We start from the raw sequence: 16,278 nt of genomic DNA, 5'->3' as shown, positions 1-16,278 counted from the left end.
ACCTATGGCAGGACGGGTCAGCGCGCCGGTGGCAATTTCACATGGCGCGAAACAGATGGGCATAGAGGCGGCTGACCGGAATCTTCTCGGCCCGGCCGCGCAGCATCAGGTGCAGTTTGCCGGCGTCGTCGCGGTGCACCGACTCGATGGCCGCGCTGCGCACCACCACCGCCCGGTGCACCTGCCAGAAGGTGTCGGCATCGAGCTGCGGCAGCAATTGCTTCAGCGGCGTGCGGATCAGGTATTCGTGCGGGGCGGTCAGCACGCGCAGGTATTTGTCGGCCGCCTCGAAATACAGCACTTCGTCGATGGGCACCATGCGCACGGTGCTGCCGCCGGCGTCGCTCGCGGCAATCATGCGCAGCGGGGCGGCAGCCGGGGCGGTGGCACCGGCTCCGCCGCCATTTCCGGCACCGGCGGCCGTCAAGACCTGGCGCCACTGCGCGAGCGTTCGTTCGAGCGCTTCATCAGGCACGGCCGGCGTGGCGGAAGGCTGCTGCGCGGCCAGCGCCTGTTGCAGCCGGGCGACGGTCTTGCGCAGCCGCTCGGGCTGCACGGGCTTGAGCACGTAGTCGATGGCCTGGGCCTCGAAGGCGCGCGCGGCGTATTCGTCGTAGGCGGTCACGAACACCAGTTGCGGCATCGGTGCCTCGTCGGTGGGCCAGGTGTCGGCCAACTCGGCGGCGGCACCCAGGCCGTCGAGGCCGGGCATGCGGATGTCGAAGAACAGCACCTGCGGCAACAGGCGCAAGGCTTCGCGCACGGCGCTGCGGCCGTCGCCGGCGGTGGCGATGACCTGCAGCCCGGGCCAGGCGGTGGCCAGTTCGGCCTTGAGGGCTTGTGCGAGCAGGGGCTCGTCTTCGGCAATGAGTGCTGTGGCCATCGTCTTGTCGTCGTGCAAGGAAGAAATATTCATTCAGGCGGGCAAGGGGAGATTCAGGGTCACGCATGTACCGCCGGTGGGCGCGGCGGACAGGTTCAGCCGCCCTTGCTCACCGTACACGGTGGCCAGCCGCTCGCGCACCTGTTCGAGCCCGAAGCCCCCCCCTTCCGACGGTTGTTGTTGCTGCTGCTCTGCAGCATCGGGCCCGACGCCGGTGTCGCTCACCTCGATGACCAGTTGCCCCTGGGCGTCGCGGCGCGCGCGCACGGTGATCTCGCCGCCCTCGACCTTGGGCTCCAGCCCGTGGCGGATGCTGTTTTCCACCAGCGGCTGCAGCAGCAGCGGCGGCACCGGCGTCTCGCGCAGGTCGTCGGGCAGGTCGAGCGTGTAGCGCAGGCGTTCGCCCATGCGCACCGACATCAGTTCGAGGTAGTCGCCCAGCCGGTCGAACTCGGCCGACAGCGGATGCGCCAGCGCACGCGAGCCGCTGAGCGTCATGCGCAGGTAGCTGTTGAGGCGGTCGAGCATGGCCACGGCACGCGGCGGGTCGACGGTGATCAGCACGCGCAGGTTGGCCAGCGTGTTGAACAGCATGTGCGGCTCGAGCTGGGTTTCGAGCAGCTTGAGCCGTGCCTCGGTGGCATTGCGCTGCGCCAGTTCGATCTGGCGCTGCATGTGCTTGCTCTTGCCCAGGCTGAAGAAGAAGAAGCTCATGCCGATGGTGGCAACCAGCGTGATGACGATGGTCGAGGTCATCTTGCGCGCGGCGAGGTTGCGGAACTCGAGCGGCGGCGCGCCGACCCAGGCGTCGCCGATGGCGTTGCCGCCCAGAAAGCCGACGATGACACCCAGCGCTATCAGCCCATAGCCCCAGAAGCCGTGCGGCCACAGCACCTCCTTGTGACCACTCAGAAGCAGCCGGCCGAGATCGATGAAGAGCCAGCAGATCATTCCGATCGACAGGGAATACACCATCTGGGATTCCCAGCTGCCGTTGCCGGAGATGGCCAGCGCCGAAGCGATGAAGCAGCAGAAGGCGGCGGTGATCAGGCCATGCCGCAGCATGTTGCGGAAGTTCTCCGCACGAAATCGCGGTAGCGTTTCAGGAGTCACCCACGGTCCCCGGAGCCCAGCGTGCGGCGCTCGCGTTCCAGCAGCCTGTCGTACAGGCCGCCGCCGGGTGCAATCAGCCACACCACGGCGCCGTGAATCAGCAGGCCCAGGCCCCAGCCCATGAGCGGGTACATGGCCCAGTTGCTGCCGCGCGAGGCCGCGAGCACGACCAGCCCGATGTTGACCAGCACGTAGACGAAGGCGTGGATGAACCAGCCCATCTTGGCGCCGGCGCGGCGGCGTGCGATCCGCTCGATGTCGGCGGGAGTGGAGGTTGAAGACCTGTGGTTCATGACAGCTCCTTGGAAGTGATGTGAGTGAAAGCTGGAGCAGGGGATTGTGGCGACGATGCCGGCTGCAACGCCGCGCGCTGCCGCAACTCTTCCGTCGTCTCGCCCGGCCCATCGGGCTGCCAGCCAGGCGGCTTGAAGATGTAGCCGGCAAAAGCGCGCACCGAGCGGGCCGAGCGCAGGTCGCGCAACAGCGCGCGCCAGTGCATGAACTCGATCTCGAATAGGTTGTACGAGGTGACCGGCTTCACCAGCCCGTAGCGGCAGGGCAGGTCGGCGCGCTCGGGAATGTAGGTGCCGAACAGGCGGTCGAACACGATCAGCACGCCGCCGTAGTTGCCGTCCAGGTATTCGATGTTCGAGGCGTGGTGCACGCGGTGGGCCGAGGGCGTGTTCAGGAACCATTCGAGCGGCCCGAGGCGCGGAATCCAGGTCGCATGAATCCAGAACTGGTACAGCAGGTTCAGCGTGAGCATCAGCAAGATCACCTTCGGCGGCATGCCCAGCAGCGGCGCCAGCATGAAGAACAGCAGCGTGCCCGTGAGGCGGCCGGTCCAGCCGAAGCGGTAGGCGGCCGACAGGTTGAGCTGGTTCGGCGAATGGTGAATGGCATGGGTGCACCAGAACCAGCGCACCCGGTGCGCCGCGCGGTGGTACCAGTAGTAGCAGAACTCCTGGCCGATGAAGCAGGCGACCCAGCCGCTCCAGTGGTCCATCGGCAGGGTAAAGAGGCGGTGGGCGTAGAACCAGTCCATGGCGCCGGTCCAGAAGGCCAGGGGCAGCAGCCAGCGCAGCGGGTATTCGCGCACCAGGAAGTCCACCACCGAAATGCCGGCCGCCTTCCAGTCGTAGCTGCGCCAGCCCTGGCGCCATGAGAGCACCAGCGCCTCGGCAATCGAGGCGACCAGCACCACCGTGACTGAAATCTTGAGGATCAGAAAGAGCACGGACATGGTGTGGTTCCTGGAGGCCGGGGCCGGTCAGGATGAATCTTAGGCCGCGCGGGCGCCGGCCGCCATCGAATCGGTGGCGATGGCCAGCTTCCACAGGCGCAGGGCACGGCCCGCGAAGACACCGGTGAAGGCGCCGTACACCACCGGCACCAGCACGGTGAAGGTGGCCTGGTGGCGCAGCTCGGGGTGCATGGCCAGGGCGGCGCCCACCACGTACTTGGTCAGGAAGATGCCCATCATCAGCATCAGCGGAACGGCGCTGCCGGCCACCTGGAAGCTGCGCGCCGCCGCGTCGTAGCGGGTGGTGGCGGGCAGCGGGCGTTGCAGCACCAGTGCCAGCAGCACGGCGGCCGCCACGGCCCAGCCGAGCAGGGCGCCGAAGGAATCGCCAAAGGCCGAGATCACGCCGAACAGCGACAGGCCGCCCATGGCGACGGGCATCAGCGTGACACGGCTGAGGCTCACGTTGTTGGCCAGCAGCTGCTTGGCGCCGAGCCAGACCAGCAGCACGAAAACGGCGAACACCCACTTCGGGGTATGGAGGATGACTTGCATCAGCATGGTGGCACTCCGTTGAAAAGAAGGATGAAGGAACGATGAAAGAGAGAAAAGAGAGGCGGGAGGGAATCGATGGAGCGGACTGTGCCGTTGCCCGCCCGCACCCGCCATCGGCGTGCGACGGAATGCCCGGTGGCGGCGCGAATTGCAGCCAGCGGGCGCGAACGGCGGGCCCGGCGCATGAGCTTTACCGCCGCTTTACGGCGCAGCAAACAGCGCGACTACCATTCGGCGCTGTACTCTAGGCCGCACCCCTGCACCCTCTGCACGCACCGTCATGGATCCCCAAAAAAATACCGAACCCCTGCCTGCCACCGTGTCGCCCACACATCCTCCGGTGCGCAGGCGCCGCTGGCTGGGCGCGCTGCTGACCTTGCTGCTGCTCGTGGCGCTGGGAGGCGGGGCCTGGTACCTGATCCAGCGTTCGAAGACGCCCGTGGCCGGGCCGGGCGCGGGCCCCGGGGGCGGTGGAGGGGCCCGGCCGGGCGGGCCCGGTGGCCCCGGCGGTCCGGGCGGGCGCGGGGGCGGTGGAGGCGGCGCCTCCAGCACCGTCGGCGTCGCCACGGCGAAGCAGGCCGACATTCCGGTGCAGCTCGAAGCGCTGGGCACGGTCACGCCGGTGGCCAACGTCACGGTGCAGCCGCAGGTGTCGGGCGTGCTCACGGCCGTGCTGTTCCAGGAAGGGCAGATGGTCAAGAAGGGCGACGTGCTGGCCACCATCGACCCGCAGCCCTTCCAGAATGCGCTGGCCCAGGCCGCGGGCGCCCGCCAGCGCGACGAGGCGCAGCTGGCGGCGGCGCGCGTCACCCTGCAGCGCTACCAGACCCTGCTCGGGCAGGACTCCATCGCGCGGCAGGATGTGGACACGCAGGCCGCGCTGGTCAAGCAGCTCGAAGGCACGGTGGCCATCGACCGCGCCAATGAAAACACCGCCAAGCTCAACCTCGCCTGGAGCCGCATCACCGCGCCGGTGAGCGGGCGCATCGGCCTGCGGCCGGTGGACGCTGGCAACTACATTTCGAACGGCGCCACCGGCGGCGTGGCGACCATCACGCAGATCGCGCCCATCGACGTCGAGTTCTCCATTCCGCAAGACCGCGTGCCCGAAGTGCAGGAGCGGCTGGCCCAGGGCGCCAAGCTCGACGCCACGGCCTTCGACCGCACGCGCACGCGCCGGCTGGCCGACGGCTTGTTCTCCACGCTCGACAACCTGGTCGACACGCAGACCGGCACCGTCAAGGCCAAGGCCCGTTTCTCGAACACCGACAACGCGCTGTTCCCGAACCAGTTCGTCAACCTGAAGCTGCTGTTGCGCACGATGAGCAGCGCGGTGGTGGTGCCGGTGACGGCGCTGCGCCACGGCCCCAACGGCGACTACGTGTATGTGGTGAACAGCGACAACACGGTGTCGCAGCGCCCCGTGACGCGCGGCGAGTCGAGCGTGGACAACGTGGCGATCATGTCGGGCCTGAAGACCGGCGAGCAGGTCGTGACCGAGGGCGGCGACCGCCTGAAAGACGGTGCGCGCGTGCAGACCACGGTCGACCGGCCGGCCGCGCCGCCGGCGGGCGCGGCTTCGGGCGCGCACCGCGGCGGACGGCGGCAGGGCGGTGGCGCCGGTGGGCCGAAGGCCGACGCGCCGGCACCCGCGGGCACTGCGGCTCCGGCCACGCCTTCCGCGACACCAGGCGCCGCCACGCCGCCGGCCGCAGCCCCAGCCGCCGCAGCGCCCGCCGCCCGTCCGCTCCCCACCGCCGAGCAGCGCCAGCGCATGCTCGACTCGGCCAAGGACAACCCCGAGCAGCTTGAGCGCCGCAAGCGTTTCCTCGAAGCGCTCGACAAGGGCGAGCCGGCGGCGCTGGAACGCTGGCAGCGCATGTCGGAGGGCCGGGGCGAAGGCCGGCAAGGCCAATGAACTGCCGGCCCGCTCCCAAGAAGAAGCCGACCAAGGCGAACGCCGCAGCCGCGTTGCCTGGCGCGGAGGCTCTTGAATGAGCCCGTCGCGTCCCTTCATCCTGCGGCCGGTGGCGACTTCGCTGCTGATGGTCGCCATCGTGCTGGCCGGCCTGGTGGCGTTCCGCTTCCTGCCGCTGTCGGCATTGCCGCAGGTCGACTACCCGACCATCCAGGTGCAGACGCTCTACCCGGGCGGCAGCCCCGAGGTCATGAGCAACACCGTCACCGCGCCGCTGGAACGCCAGTTCGGCCAGATGTCGGGGCTCGACCGCATGAGCTCGACCAGCGCGGCCGGCGTTTCGATCATCACGCTGCAGTTCTCGCTCGGCCAGACGCTCGACGTGGCCGAGCAGGAAGTGCAGGCCGCCATCAACGCGGGCGGCTCGCTGCTGCCCGCCGACCTGCCGGCGCCGCCGGTGTATGCCAAGGTCAACCCGGCCGACGCGCCGGTACTCACGCTGGCCATCACGTCGGACACGCTGCCGCTGACCGAGGTGCAGAACCTCGTCAACACGCGGCTCGCGCAGAAGATCAGCCAGGTCTCGGGCGTGGGGCTGGTGTCGCTCAGCGGCGGGCAGCGCCCGGCCGTTCGCATCCAGGCCAACACGCAGGCGCTGGCCGCCAACGGCATCGGGCTGGACACGCTGCGCACCGCCATCGCCGCGGCCAATTCCAACGGTGCCAAGGGCAGCTTCGACGGCCCCAAGCGGGCCTACACCATCAACTCGAACGACCAGTTGCTCACGGTCGACGACTACAAGAACCTGATCGTCAGCTACAAGAACGGTGCGCCGATCCGCATGGTCGACGTGGCGCAGGTGGTCAACAGCGCAGAGAACACGCAGCTCGGCGCCTGGGCCGGAACCAAGCCCGCCAAGACTGACAAGACAAACGATACCGCGCAGGAAGACGCCGAGGGCAAGCTCACGCCCGCCATCATCCTGAACGTGCAGCGCCAGCCCGGCGCCAACGTGATCGCCACCGTCAACGCCATCAAGGCCCAGCTGCCCGAACTGCAGGCGGGCTTTCCCGCGGGCCTGAAGATCGAGGTGCTGAGCGACCGCACCGCCGGCATCCGCGCCTCGGTGCAGCACGTCGAGATGGAACTGGTGCTGGCCGTGGTGCTGGTGGTGCTGGTGATCTTCGCCTTCCTGGGCAGCCTGCGCGCCACCGTCATCGCCAGCATTGCCGTGCCCATTTCGCTCATCGGCACGCTCGGCCTGATGTACCTGCTGGGCTACAGCCTCAACAACCTGAGCCTGATGGCGCTGACCATTGCCACCGGCTTCGTGGTGGACGACGCGATCGTGATGATCGAGAACATCGCGCGCTACATCGAGGAGGGCGAAAAGCCGTTGCAGGCCGCCTTCAAGGGCGCGACGCAGATCGGCTTCACCATCATCTCGCTGACCGTCTCGCTCATTGCGGTGCTGATTCCGCTGCTCTTCATGGGCGACGTGGTGGGCCGCCTGTTCCGCGAGTTCGCGGTGACGCTGGCCATCACCATTCTGATTTCGGCGGTGGTGTCGCTCACGCTGGTGCCGATGATGTCGGCGCGCTGGCTCAAGCACGAAGAAAAGAAGAACCCGTCGGGCACCGGCTTCGGCGCGCGCGCCCAGCGTTTCTTCGACGGCGTGATGGTGCGCTACGACCGCTCGCTGCACTGGGTCATCGCGCACCAACCGCTCACGCTGCTGGTCGCCCTGCTCACCATGGTGCTGACCGTGGTGCTGTACCTCACCATTCCCAAGGGCCTGTTCCCCACGCAGGACACCGGCCAGCTGCAGGCCCGCATCCAGGCGGCGCAAGACGTGTCGTTCGACCGCATGGCACAGCTGCAACTGCAGGCGGCGCGCGCGATTCTTGCCGACCCCGACGTGCAGAACCTCAGCTCGTTCGTGGGCGTGGACGCCGCCAACAACACCATGCTGCACACCGGCAGCATGCTCATCAACATGAGGTCCGGCCACGACAACCAGCAGGTCGTGATGGAGCGGCTGCGCGAGCGCGTGCGGCAGGTGGCCGGCGTCACGCTGTACCTGCAGCCCACGCAAGACCTGACCATCGACGCCGAGACCGGCCCGACCGAGTACCGCGTGTCGCTCGAGGGCGTCGACAGCGCCGCCATCACTTCGTGGATGAAGAAGCTGGTGGCCAGGCTGCAAGACTCGGACAAGGTGCGCAACGTGAGCAGCGACGCCGGCGCGCAAGGCCTGGCCGCCTACGTGAACGTGAACCGCGACACCGCGGCGCGCCTGTCGATCACCGCGAGCACGGTGGACGACGCGCTCTACAGCGCCTTCGGCCAGCGCATCGTCTCGACCATCTTCACCGAGACCAACCAGTACCGCGTGATTCTCGAAGCCCGGCCGGGCATGGTGAACACACCGCAGACGCTGGGCCAGCTGAACCTGATCGCCGGCTCGGGCACGGCCACGCCGCTTTCGGCCATTGCCGACATCACCGAGCAGCAGGCGCCGCTGCAGATCACGCACGTGGCGCAGTACCCGGCGAGCACGCTGAACTTCGACACCGCGCCGGGTGTGTCGCTCGGCTCGTCGGTCGATGCGATCCGCGCGGCGGCCAAGGAAATCGGCATGCCCAACAGCGTGACCATGACCTTCCTGGGCGCCTCGGGCGCCTACGAGCGTTCGCTGTCGAACCAGCTGTGGCTGATTCTTGCGGCCGTGGTCTGCGTGTACATCGTGCTGGGCGTGCTGTACGAAAGCTACGTGCACCCGCTGACGATCTTGTCGACGCTGCCGTCCGCGGGCGTGGGCGCGCTGCTGGCGCTGATGGTTACCGGCAACGACCTGGGCGTGATCGGCATCATCGGCATCATCCTGCTGATCGGCATCGTGAAGAAGAACGCGATCATGATGATCGACTTCGCGATCGATGCCGAGCGCACGCAGGGCAAGTCGGCCCGCGAGGCAATTCACCAGGCCGCGCTGCTGCGGTTCCGGCCGATCTTGATGACCACGCTGGCCGCGTTGTTCGCGGCGGTGCCGCTGATGCTGAGCTTCGGCGAAGGCGCCGAACTGCGGCGCCCTCTGGGCCTGGCAATCTTCGGCGGGCTGGTCGTCAGCCAGTTGCTCACGCTGTTCACCACGCCGGTGATCTACCTGGCGTTCGACCGGCTGGGCGGCGGAAGCACCCGGCGCACCGAAGTCGGGGAGGAGGCCGCGGGATGAATCTCTCGCTGCCCTTCGTTCGCCGTCCCATCGGCACGGTACTGCTGACCATCGGCATCGCGCTGGCCGGCATTGCCGCGTTCTTCGTGCTGCCGGTGTCGCCGCTGCCGCAGGTCGACTACCCCGTCATCTCGGTGCGCGCATCGATTCCCGGCGCCAGCCCGGAGACGATGGCCACCAGCGTGGCGACGCCGCTGGAGCGCCACCTGGGCACCATCGCGGGCGTCAACGAAATGACGTCCACCAGCTCGGTGGGCTCGGCCCGCGTCACGCTGCAGTTCGACCTGAGCCGCAACATCGACGGCGCCGCCCGCGAGGTGCAGGCCGCCATCAATGCCAGCCGCGTCGACCTGCCCGCCACGCTGCGCAGCAACCCGACCTATCGCAAGGCCAACCCGGCGGCGTCGCCGGTCATCATCCTGGCGCTCACGTCCAAGACCAAGACGCCGGGCCAGATCTACGACGCGGTGTCGAACATCGTGAGCCAGCGGCTGTCGCAGGTCGATGGCGTGGGCGACGTCGAAATCGGCGGCGGCTCGCTGCCGGCGGTGCGCATCGAGCTGCTGCCGTTCGCGCTCAACCGCTACGGCATCAGCACCGACGACGTGCGTGCCGCGATCCAGGCCTCGAACGCCAATCGGCCCAAGGGCACGGTGCAGGGCGACGGCCGCAAGCTGCAGATCTACACGCAGACCCCGGCCCTGCGCGCCAGCGACTACGCCTCGATGGTGGTGGCCTGGCGCAACGGCGCGGCGGTGCGGCTGCAAGACGTGGCCGAGGTGGTCGATGGCGTGGAAGATACGCGCACGCTGGGCCTGTTCAATGGCGAGCCGGCCATCATCGTGCTGATCACGCGGCAGCCCTCGGCCAACATCATCGAGACGGTCGACAGCGTGCGCGCGCTGCTGCCCGAGCTGCAGGCGCAATTGCCGCCCGACGTGACGCTGCAGGTGGCGTCGGACAGCACCAACTCGATCCGCAGCTCGCTGCGCGAGGTCGAGTTCACGCTGGTCGTCTCGGTGCTGCTGGTGGTGCTGGTGGTCAGCCTGTTCCTGCGCAGCGTGCGCGCCACCATCGTGCCGGCCGTGGCCACGGTGGCGGCGCTGCTGGGCACCTTCGGGGTGATGTACCTGCTGGGCTTCAGCCTGAACAACCTGAGCCTGATGGCGCTCACCGTGGCCACCGGCTTCGTGGTCGACGACGCCATCGTGGTGCTGGAAAACACCAGCCGCCACATCGAGTCGGGCATGTCGCGCATGAAGGCGGCGCTGCTGGGCGCGAAAGAGGTGGGCTTCACCGTGCTGTCGATCAGCGTGTCGCTGGTGGCGGTGTTCATTCCGCTGCTGTTCATGGGCGGGCAGGTGGGCCGGCTGTTCCGCGAATTCGCGGTCACGCTGTCGGCGGCCGTGCTGATCTCGCTGGTCATTTCGCTGACGACCACGCCCATGATGTGCGCGTGGCTGCTCAAGCCCGGCGGCGAGCACGACAAGAACAAACCGCAGGGCCGCCTGGGCCGCATGGCCGCGCGCGGCTACGACTGGGTGCTCAAGCGCTACGAGCACAGCCTCGACTGGGCGCTCGACAGCAAGGCGCTGGTCATGCTGATCCTGGTGGCGGTGGTGGGGCTGAACGTCTACCTGTTCAGCGCCGCGCCCAAGGGCTTCTTTCCGCAGCAGGACAGCGGTCAGCTCAATGGCGGCCTGCGCGCCGACCAGAGCATTTCTTCGCAGGCGCTGGCCGAGAAGCTGCGCCAGGTGATCGACATCATCCGCAAGGACCCGGCGGTCGACACGGTGATCGGCTTTACCGGCGGCTCGCGCGCGGGCGGCGGCTTCATGTTCGTCAACCTGAAGCCGGCCAACCAGCGCACCGAGAGCGGCCTGGCCGTGATCGCGCGGCTGCGTCCGCAGCTCAACGAGGTGACGGGCCTGCGCGTGTTCCTGGGCACGGTGCAAGACGTGCGCTCGGGTGGCCGCGCCAGCAACTCGACCTACCAGTACACGCTCAAGAGCGACAGCCTGGCCGACCTGCGCACCTGGGCCGTCAAGCTGTCCGACGAGCTCAAGCTGCAGCCGCTGCTGACCGACGTCGACACCGACCAGGACCAGAACGGCGTGGAAACGGTGGCGAAGGTCGACCCCGACAGCGCGCGCCGGCTCGGCCTGACGTCCACCGCCATCGACAACGCGCTGTACAACGCCTTCGGCCAGCGGCAGGTGGCAACCATCTACACCGAGCTGAACCAGTACCACGTGGTGATGGAGTGGGCGCAGCGCTACACGCGCAGCCCCAATGCGCTGAGCGACGTGTACGTGCCCGCCACCAAGACGTCCATCGTGGCCGGCCAGGCCGTGACCACGCAGGTGGCCGCCTCGACGGCGGGCACGGGCACCGGAACGTCGTCCACCGGCAAGGCGGGAGGCACAGCGTCGGCGTCGTCCGCGGCCAGTGCCTCGGTGCCAGTGTCGGCCAACCCGGGCCTGCGCAACGCCTCGTCGGGCAATGTGCTGAGCAACACGGCGACCGCGCTGGTGCCGCTGTCGGCGGTGGCGAAGTTCGAAGAGCAGTCGGTGGCCACCTCGGTGAGCCACGAAGACGGCGAGCTTGCCACCACCATCTCGTTCAACCTCGCCGAAGGCGCCAACCTGGGCGACGCGCGCGAGGCCATCGCCAAGGCCGAGGCCAACATCGCCATGCCGACCAACGTGCGCGGCGCCTTTGCGGGCACCGCGCTGAGCGCACAGCAGTCGCAGGGTCAGCAGCTCATGCTTATTCTTGCGGCGCTGGTGGTGATCTACATCGTGCTCGGCATCCTCTACGAAAGCCTGGTGCATCCCATTACCGTGCTGTCGACCTTGCCGTCGGCCGGGGTGGGCGCGGTGCTGGCGCTGCTGATGTTCCGCATGGAGTTCTCGATCATTGCGCTGATCGGCGTGTTCCTGCTGATCGGCATCGTGAAGAAGAACGCCATCTTGATCATCGACTTCGCGCTGGAGGCCGAACGCTCGCGCGGCCTCACGCCGCTGGAGGCGGTGCGTGAAGCGTGCCTGCTGCGCTTTCGCCCGATCCTGATGACCACCATGGCCGCCGCGCTGGGCGCGCTGCCGCTGGCCATCGGCTTCGGCGAAGGCGCCGAGTTGCGCCGGCCGCTGGGCGTGGCCATCATCGGTGGGCTGATCGCCAGCCAGTTGCTGACGCTGCTGACCACGCCCGTGGTGTACCTGCTGCTCGACAAGCTGCGCCGCCGTGGCAAGAACGAACACGAACTGAGCCGTGTTGTATGAGTACACCCCCAGGCTTGCCCACTTCGTGTGGCCTCCAACCCCCTTGCAGGGGGCAACACCAGCGGCCCGGCAAAGCCGGTTCCGCGGTGTTCCCGGAACGCTTTCGCCTGTCGGCGAAAGTCAAAGCGGAGCATTCCTCATGAAACAAAAACTTCCTTTCCTCCGCCTTGGAAAACTCACGTCGCTCGCGCTGGCCGCTCTGCTGGCCGGCTGCGCCGTCGGCCCGCGCTACGAACGGCCGGCCACCGTGTCGCCCGCCGGCTGGAAGGAGCAGCAGACCGCCGAAGGCTGGCTGCCCGCCGCGCCGGCCGATGCGCTGGACCGCGGCGAATGGTGGAAGCTGTTCGGCGACGCCACGCTCGACGAACTGGCCAGCCGCGTGCAGGTGTCGAACCAGAACATCGCGGCGGCGGTGGCCAACTACACGCAGGCCCAGGCGCTGGTGCGCGGCGAACGCGCGGCTCTGTTTCCCTCGGTGTCGTTCAGCGGCAGCGGTAAGCGCACCGGCAACGTGAACGGCGGCAGCGGCGTGGCCGCCCCGTCGAACGCTTTCTCGGCTTCGCTGGGCGCCAGCTGGACGCCCGATGTGTGGGGCCGCCTGCGCGAGGCGGTGGGCAGCGCGCAGGCCAATGCGCAGGCCAGCGAGGCCGACCTGGCCTCGGCACGCCTGTCGGCCATCGGCGACCTGGCGACCAACTACTTCTCGCTGCGCGAGGCCGATGCCGAAATCGGGCTGCTCGACGAAACCATCCAGGGCTACCAGCGCGCCTTCGAGATCACCAGCAACCGCTACGCGGCGGGCATTGCCGCGCAGACCGACGTGCTGCAGGCCCAAACCCAGCTGGTGAACGCCAAGGCCGACCGCGTCGGCCTGCAGCGCACCCGCGCCACGCTGGAGCACGCCATTGCCATGCTGGTGGGCGTGGCGCCGGCCGACTTCAGCCTGCCGGTCGCGCAATGGAAACCCACCGTGCCGGGCGTGCCGACCGGCGTGCCCTCGACCCTGCTGCAGCGCCGCCCCGACATCGCGGCGGCCGAGCGCTCCATGGCGTCGGCCAATGCGCAGATCGGCATTGCACGCGCGGCGTACTTCCCGAACATCCCGCTGACGGCCTCGGTCGGCAGCAGCAACGCGAGCCGCGTGAAAGACCTGTTCGGCTCGGCCAACACGCTGTGGTCGTTCGGCTTCTCGGTGGCGCAGGTGGTGTTCGACGCGGGCGCGATTGCCGCCAACGTCGATTCCGCCAAGGCCGGCTACGAGTCGAGCGTGGCGCGCTACCGCCAGACCGTGCTCACGGCTTTCCAGGCGGTGGAAGACCAGCTCACGGCCAGCGCCGCGCTGGCGCAGCAGGAGGGGTTCCGCCGCGAGGCCTCGGCCGCCGCCGACAAGACCGAGCAGCAGTTGCTGAACCGCTACCGCGCCGCGCAGGTGAGCTACACCGACGTGGTCACGGCGCAGGCGGCCGCGTTGAGCGCGCGGCGCACGCTGGTGCAACTGCAGGTCAACCGCCAGAACACCGCCATCGCGCTGATCCAGGCGATGGGCGGCGGCTGGCAGGCCGGATGGATGGGCGAGGGCAGTGCCAATGCGGAAGCCGCAACGCCACCCACTGCCTCCCGCGTGCAGTGAGAGGCTAGGTTCGCGGATGGGCGCGGCATGCCGCCCATCCAGTCGGCCCGGCGATCAGCGCAACAACACGCGCCGTGCCGGGCTTCGTGGCTTCACCACCGCGGCGCCGCGTTCAATGCGCCGGACGGTCGACGGTGTGGCCCAGGTAGTCCTTGTCGGTCACCAGCACCCAGAGTGCCAGCACCATGATCACCGCGGCCACGAGCACCGCGTTGACCAGCGCCGCTTCCGTTCCGCGGAAGCCCAGCACCCAGGGCGAGACCGCCAGGCAGGCGGCCAGCGCGACCTCGGTCCACTCTTCCCATTGGCGCGGCACGAAGGTCGCACCCAGCGCCACCGCGCCGAGCAGGATGCCGATCGCCACCATGGTCCACATCGCGGGCGTCACGCCCTGGAAACCCAGGACCCAGGGCGAGACGACGAGCCACACGCCTGCCACTGCGTTGACGGGGTCTTGCCAGTGCTTCACTTGCTTCATGGTCATAACCTCCTGTCGCGACAAGGCGCCGCGACACCGGTTGGACACCGGGCGATGGGCCGGGGTTCCGGAAGGCCGGCCCCCTTCGCCCCTGTTTGCACCACGCCGGGGCGTCGTTGTAAGACGACTACAGTGTTTTGGCTTACACGTGTGAGCAAATGTTAAGAAATTTTCCCTAATGCTCGAAAAAGTCCGAAAACGCGGTTTTACGGAAATTGGGGATATGACGCGCCGTTCTTGAGCCGTAACATCCGCGCGGCCTGATTCCGGCCGCCCCCGTTCCCGACCTCCGATGAACCCCCCAGACCCCTCCCGGACACGCGCGCTGTCCGTGGCCGACATGTTGCGCGCCCGCATATTCGACGGCGTCATTGCGCCCGGCGCCCACCTGATGGAGATCACGCTGGCCAACGAGTTCGGCGTGTCGCGCACGCCCGTGCGCGGCGCGATGGCGCGGCTGGCCGACGAGGGGTTGCTGGTCTATCACCCGCAGCGGGGTTTCCAGGTGCGCCGCTTCGACGCCAAGGACGTGTTCGACGCCTTCAGCGTGCGCGCCACGCTCGAAGGCATGGGCTGCCGCCTGCTCGGGGAGCGCGGGCTCGAAGCCGACGCCCGGCAGCGGCTGGCGCAAATGCTCGAAGAGCAGCACGCGCTGCTGCATGGCGACGAGTGGAGCGACGGCCACGCCAGGCGCTGGCACGACCTGAACCTCGACTTCCACCGCCAGCTGCTGAAGCTGGCCGACAACCGCTGGCTGACCGAGGCGGTGCGCCGGGCCTGCCAGCTGCCGATCATCTTCGACAGCAACCTGCGCCCGCACAACCGCGACGCCGCGTTGCTGCTCTACCGGCGCGACCAGGCCCAGAACGCGCTGGCCGAGCACCGGCGCATCGTCGAGGCGCTGGGGCTGCAAGAGGCGGCCGTCGCCGAATCGGTCATGCGCGAGCACATCACCGCCAACCGCGACCTGCTGGTGCACAACCTGCGCCAGAAGGCCGGGCGCACGCGCGCGCTGGTCTGAGCGGCCCCGCCGCGAACCTGCCGGCCGCTAGCCGCCGCGCGCCACCGGCGCCATCAGGTAGGCGCCCGACTCGAACAGCTGCGCCTCGGCCTGGTCAATGCGCCGTATCACCGGCTTGCCCGCGCGGCTGGCCAGCAGTTCGACCAGCGCTTCGGTCACCGCCACGCCGGCCGCGACCGACGGAAAGAACGACGGGCTGTGGATGGTGAAGAGCAGCGTCTCGTCCGCCAGCAACGACAAAGGCGAAGTCACGCTGTCGGTAATGGCGACGATGCGGCAGCCCGCTGCCTTCGCAGCCTCCGCCACCTGAAGCGCCTCGCGCGAGTAGGGCGCAAAGCTCGCCACCACCAGCGCATCGCCCTTGGCGAAGGCGCGCTGCTGCATTTCGAGCGAGCCGCCCTGGCCGTCGACAAGGTGCACGCTGGCGCGGAACAGCCGGTACACGTACACGAATGAAAAAGCGATGGGAAAGCAGGCCCTGAAACCCGCCGCATGCACGGCCGGCGCCTTCTCGATCAGCGCGCAGGCTTTCTGCAGCGCCTGTTCGCTTTGCCGGTGCGTGGCTTCGAGGTTGCGGCGCTGCACCTCGAACATTTCGCCGGTCAGGGTCTGGTCTTTGGCGCGGCCGACCAGCTGCTTGGCGCGCACGCCGTAGGTCTCCGGGCCCAGGCCCATGTCCGCGGCAAAAGATTCCTTCAGCTGCGGCCAGCCCTCGTAGCCCAGGTACTGCGCAAAACGCACCAGCGTGGCGGGCGTGCTCTGCGCGCGCGTGCCCACGTTGCGCATCGAGCCCGTGACCACCTCGTTCGGGTGGTCGAGCACGTAGCGCGCCACCTGCTGCAGCGCGGGGCTCAGTTCATTGAAACGCTGGCGGATCTGCTCTTTGGCGCCCATGGCGGTGTCTCTTTTCTGTAGCTC

General features: G+C 68.5%; 12 protein-coding genes. 5 read left to right on the top strand and 7 right to left on the bottom strand.

From position 1 onward, the window contains the following. Positions 1 to 37: 37 nt before the first annotated feature. From DBV14_RS28440 to DBV14_RS28420, 5 genes are read right to left on the bottom strand one after another with little or no spacing between them, the layout of a single operon-like run. Complete coding sequence (locus DBV14_RS28440; protein ID WP_124464495.1) at positions 38 to 883, bottom strand: LytTR family DNA-binding domain-containing protein; 846 nt, start codon at positions 881 to 883, stop codon at positions 38 to 40. Positions 884 to 916: 33 nt separating this feature from the next. Continuing rightward, positions 917 to 1,948 carry a sensor histidine kinase gene (locus DBV14_RS28435; protein WP_260397257.1) on the bottom strand — a complete coding sequence of 344 codons (1,032 nt, stop codon included), beginning with the start codon at positions 1,946 to 1,948 and terminating at the stop codon, positions 917 to 919. Positions 1,949 to 1,992: 44 nt separating this feature from the next. Then, the gene (locus DBV14_RS28430) at positions 1,993 to 2,289 is read right to left on the bottom strand and encodes a 2TM domain-containing protein (protein ID WP_124464491.1); all 297 of its coding nucleotides are present in this window, start codon (positions 2,287 to 2,289) and stop codon (positions 1,993 to 1,995) included. After that, positions 2,286 to 3,239: a sterol desaturase family protein gene (locus DBV14_RS28425; protein ID WP_124464489.1), complete on the bottom strand. Its 954-nt coding sequence runs from the start codon at positions 3,237 to 3,239 to the stop codon at positions 2,286 to 2,288. Before DBV14_RS28425 ends, DBV14_RS28430 begins: the two co-directional genes overlap by 4 nt. 39 nt (positions 3,240 to 3,278) lie before the next feature. Continuing rightward, positions 3,279 to 3,800 carry a DUF6622 family protein gene (locus DBV14_RS28420; protein WP_124464486.1) on the bottom strand — a complete coding sequence of 174 codons (522 nt, stop codon included), beginning with the start codon at positions 3,798 to 3,800 and terminating at the stop codon, positions 3,279 to 3,281. A 274-nt stretch (positions 3,801 to 4,074) separates the two neighbouring features. On the opposite strand from DBV14_RS28420, the gene DBV14_RS28415 reads away from it, so the two are divergent. The 4 genes from DBV14_RS28415 to DBV14_RS28400 all read left to right on the top strand — a co-directional run bounded on the left by DBV14_RS28415 (position 4,075) and on the right by DBV14_RS28400 (position 13,861). Then, positions 4,075 to 5,712, top strand: coding sequence for an efflux RND transporter periplasmic adaptor subunit (locus tag DBV14_RS28415; protein WP_124464484.1), 1,638 nt, complete (start codon positions 4,075 to 4,077; stop codon positions 5,710 to 5,712). Between the two features lie 76 nt (positions 5,713 to 5,788). After that, positions 5,789 to 8,947: an efflux RND transporter permease subunit gene (locus tag DBV14_RS28410; protein ID WP_124464482.1), complete on the top strand. Its 3,159-nt coding sequence runs from the start codon at positions 5,789 to 5,791 to the stop codon at positions 8,945 to 8,947. After that, positions 8,944 to 12,231, top strand: coding sequence for an efflux RND transporter permease subunit (locus tag DBV14_RS28405; protein WP_124464480.1), 3,288 nt, complete (start codon positions 8,944 to 8,946; stop codon positions 12,229 to 12,231). The genes DBV14_RS28410 and DBV14_RS28405 overlap by 4 nt, the downstream gene beginning before the upstream one ends. Positions 12,232 to 12,370: 139 nt before the next feature. After that, positions 12,371 to 13,861 carry an efflux transporter outer membrane subunit gene (locus tag DBV14_RS28400; RefSeq protein ID WP_124464478.1) on the top strand — a complete coding sequence of 497 codons (1,491 nt, stop codon included), beginning with the start codon at positions 12,371 to 12,373 and terminating at the stop codon, positions 13,859 to 13,861. A gap of 112 nt (positions 13,862 to 13,973) precedes the next feature. Here DBV14_RS28400 and DBV14_RS28395 read toward each other — a convergent pair whose 3' ends face one another. Next, a complete protein-coding gene (locus DBV14_RS28395; protein ID WP_124464476.1) occupies positions 13,974 to 14,339 on the bottom strand; it encodes an SPW repeat protein in 366 nt (121 codons plus the stop codon). A gap of 292 nt (positions 14,340 to 14,631) precedes the next feature. Here DBV14_RS28395 and DBV14_RS28390 point away from each other — a divergent pair, with 292 nt between their 5' ends. Continuing rightward, positions 14,632 to 15,360, top strand: coding sequence for a GntR family transcriptional regulator (locus DBV14_RS28390; RefSeq protein ID WP_124464475.1), 729 nt, complete (start codon positions 14,632 to 14,634; stop codon positions 15,358 to 15,360). A gap of 27 nt (positions 15,361 to 15,387) precedes the next feature. Here DBV14_RS28390 and DBV14_RS28385 read toward each other — a convergent pair whose 3' ends face one another. Next, complete coding sequence (locus DBV14_RS28385) at positions 15,388 to 16,254, bottom strand: MurR/RpiR family transcriptional regulator (RefSeq protein WP_124464474.1); 867 nt, start codon at positions 16,252 to 16,254, stop codon at positions 15,388 to 15,390. Positions 16,255 to 16,278: the final 24 nt, after the last annotated feature.

Source organism: Variovorax sp. KBW07 (assembly GCF_003852515.1).
Classification (GTDB): Bacteria; Pseudomonadota; Gammaproteobacteria; order Burkholderiales; family Burkholderiaceae_C; genus Variovorax.
This window is presented reverse-complemented; position numbering and strand designations above follow the sequence as displayed.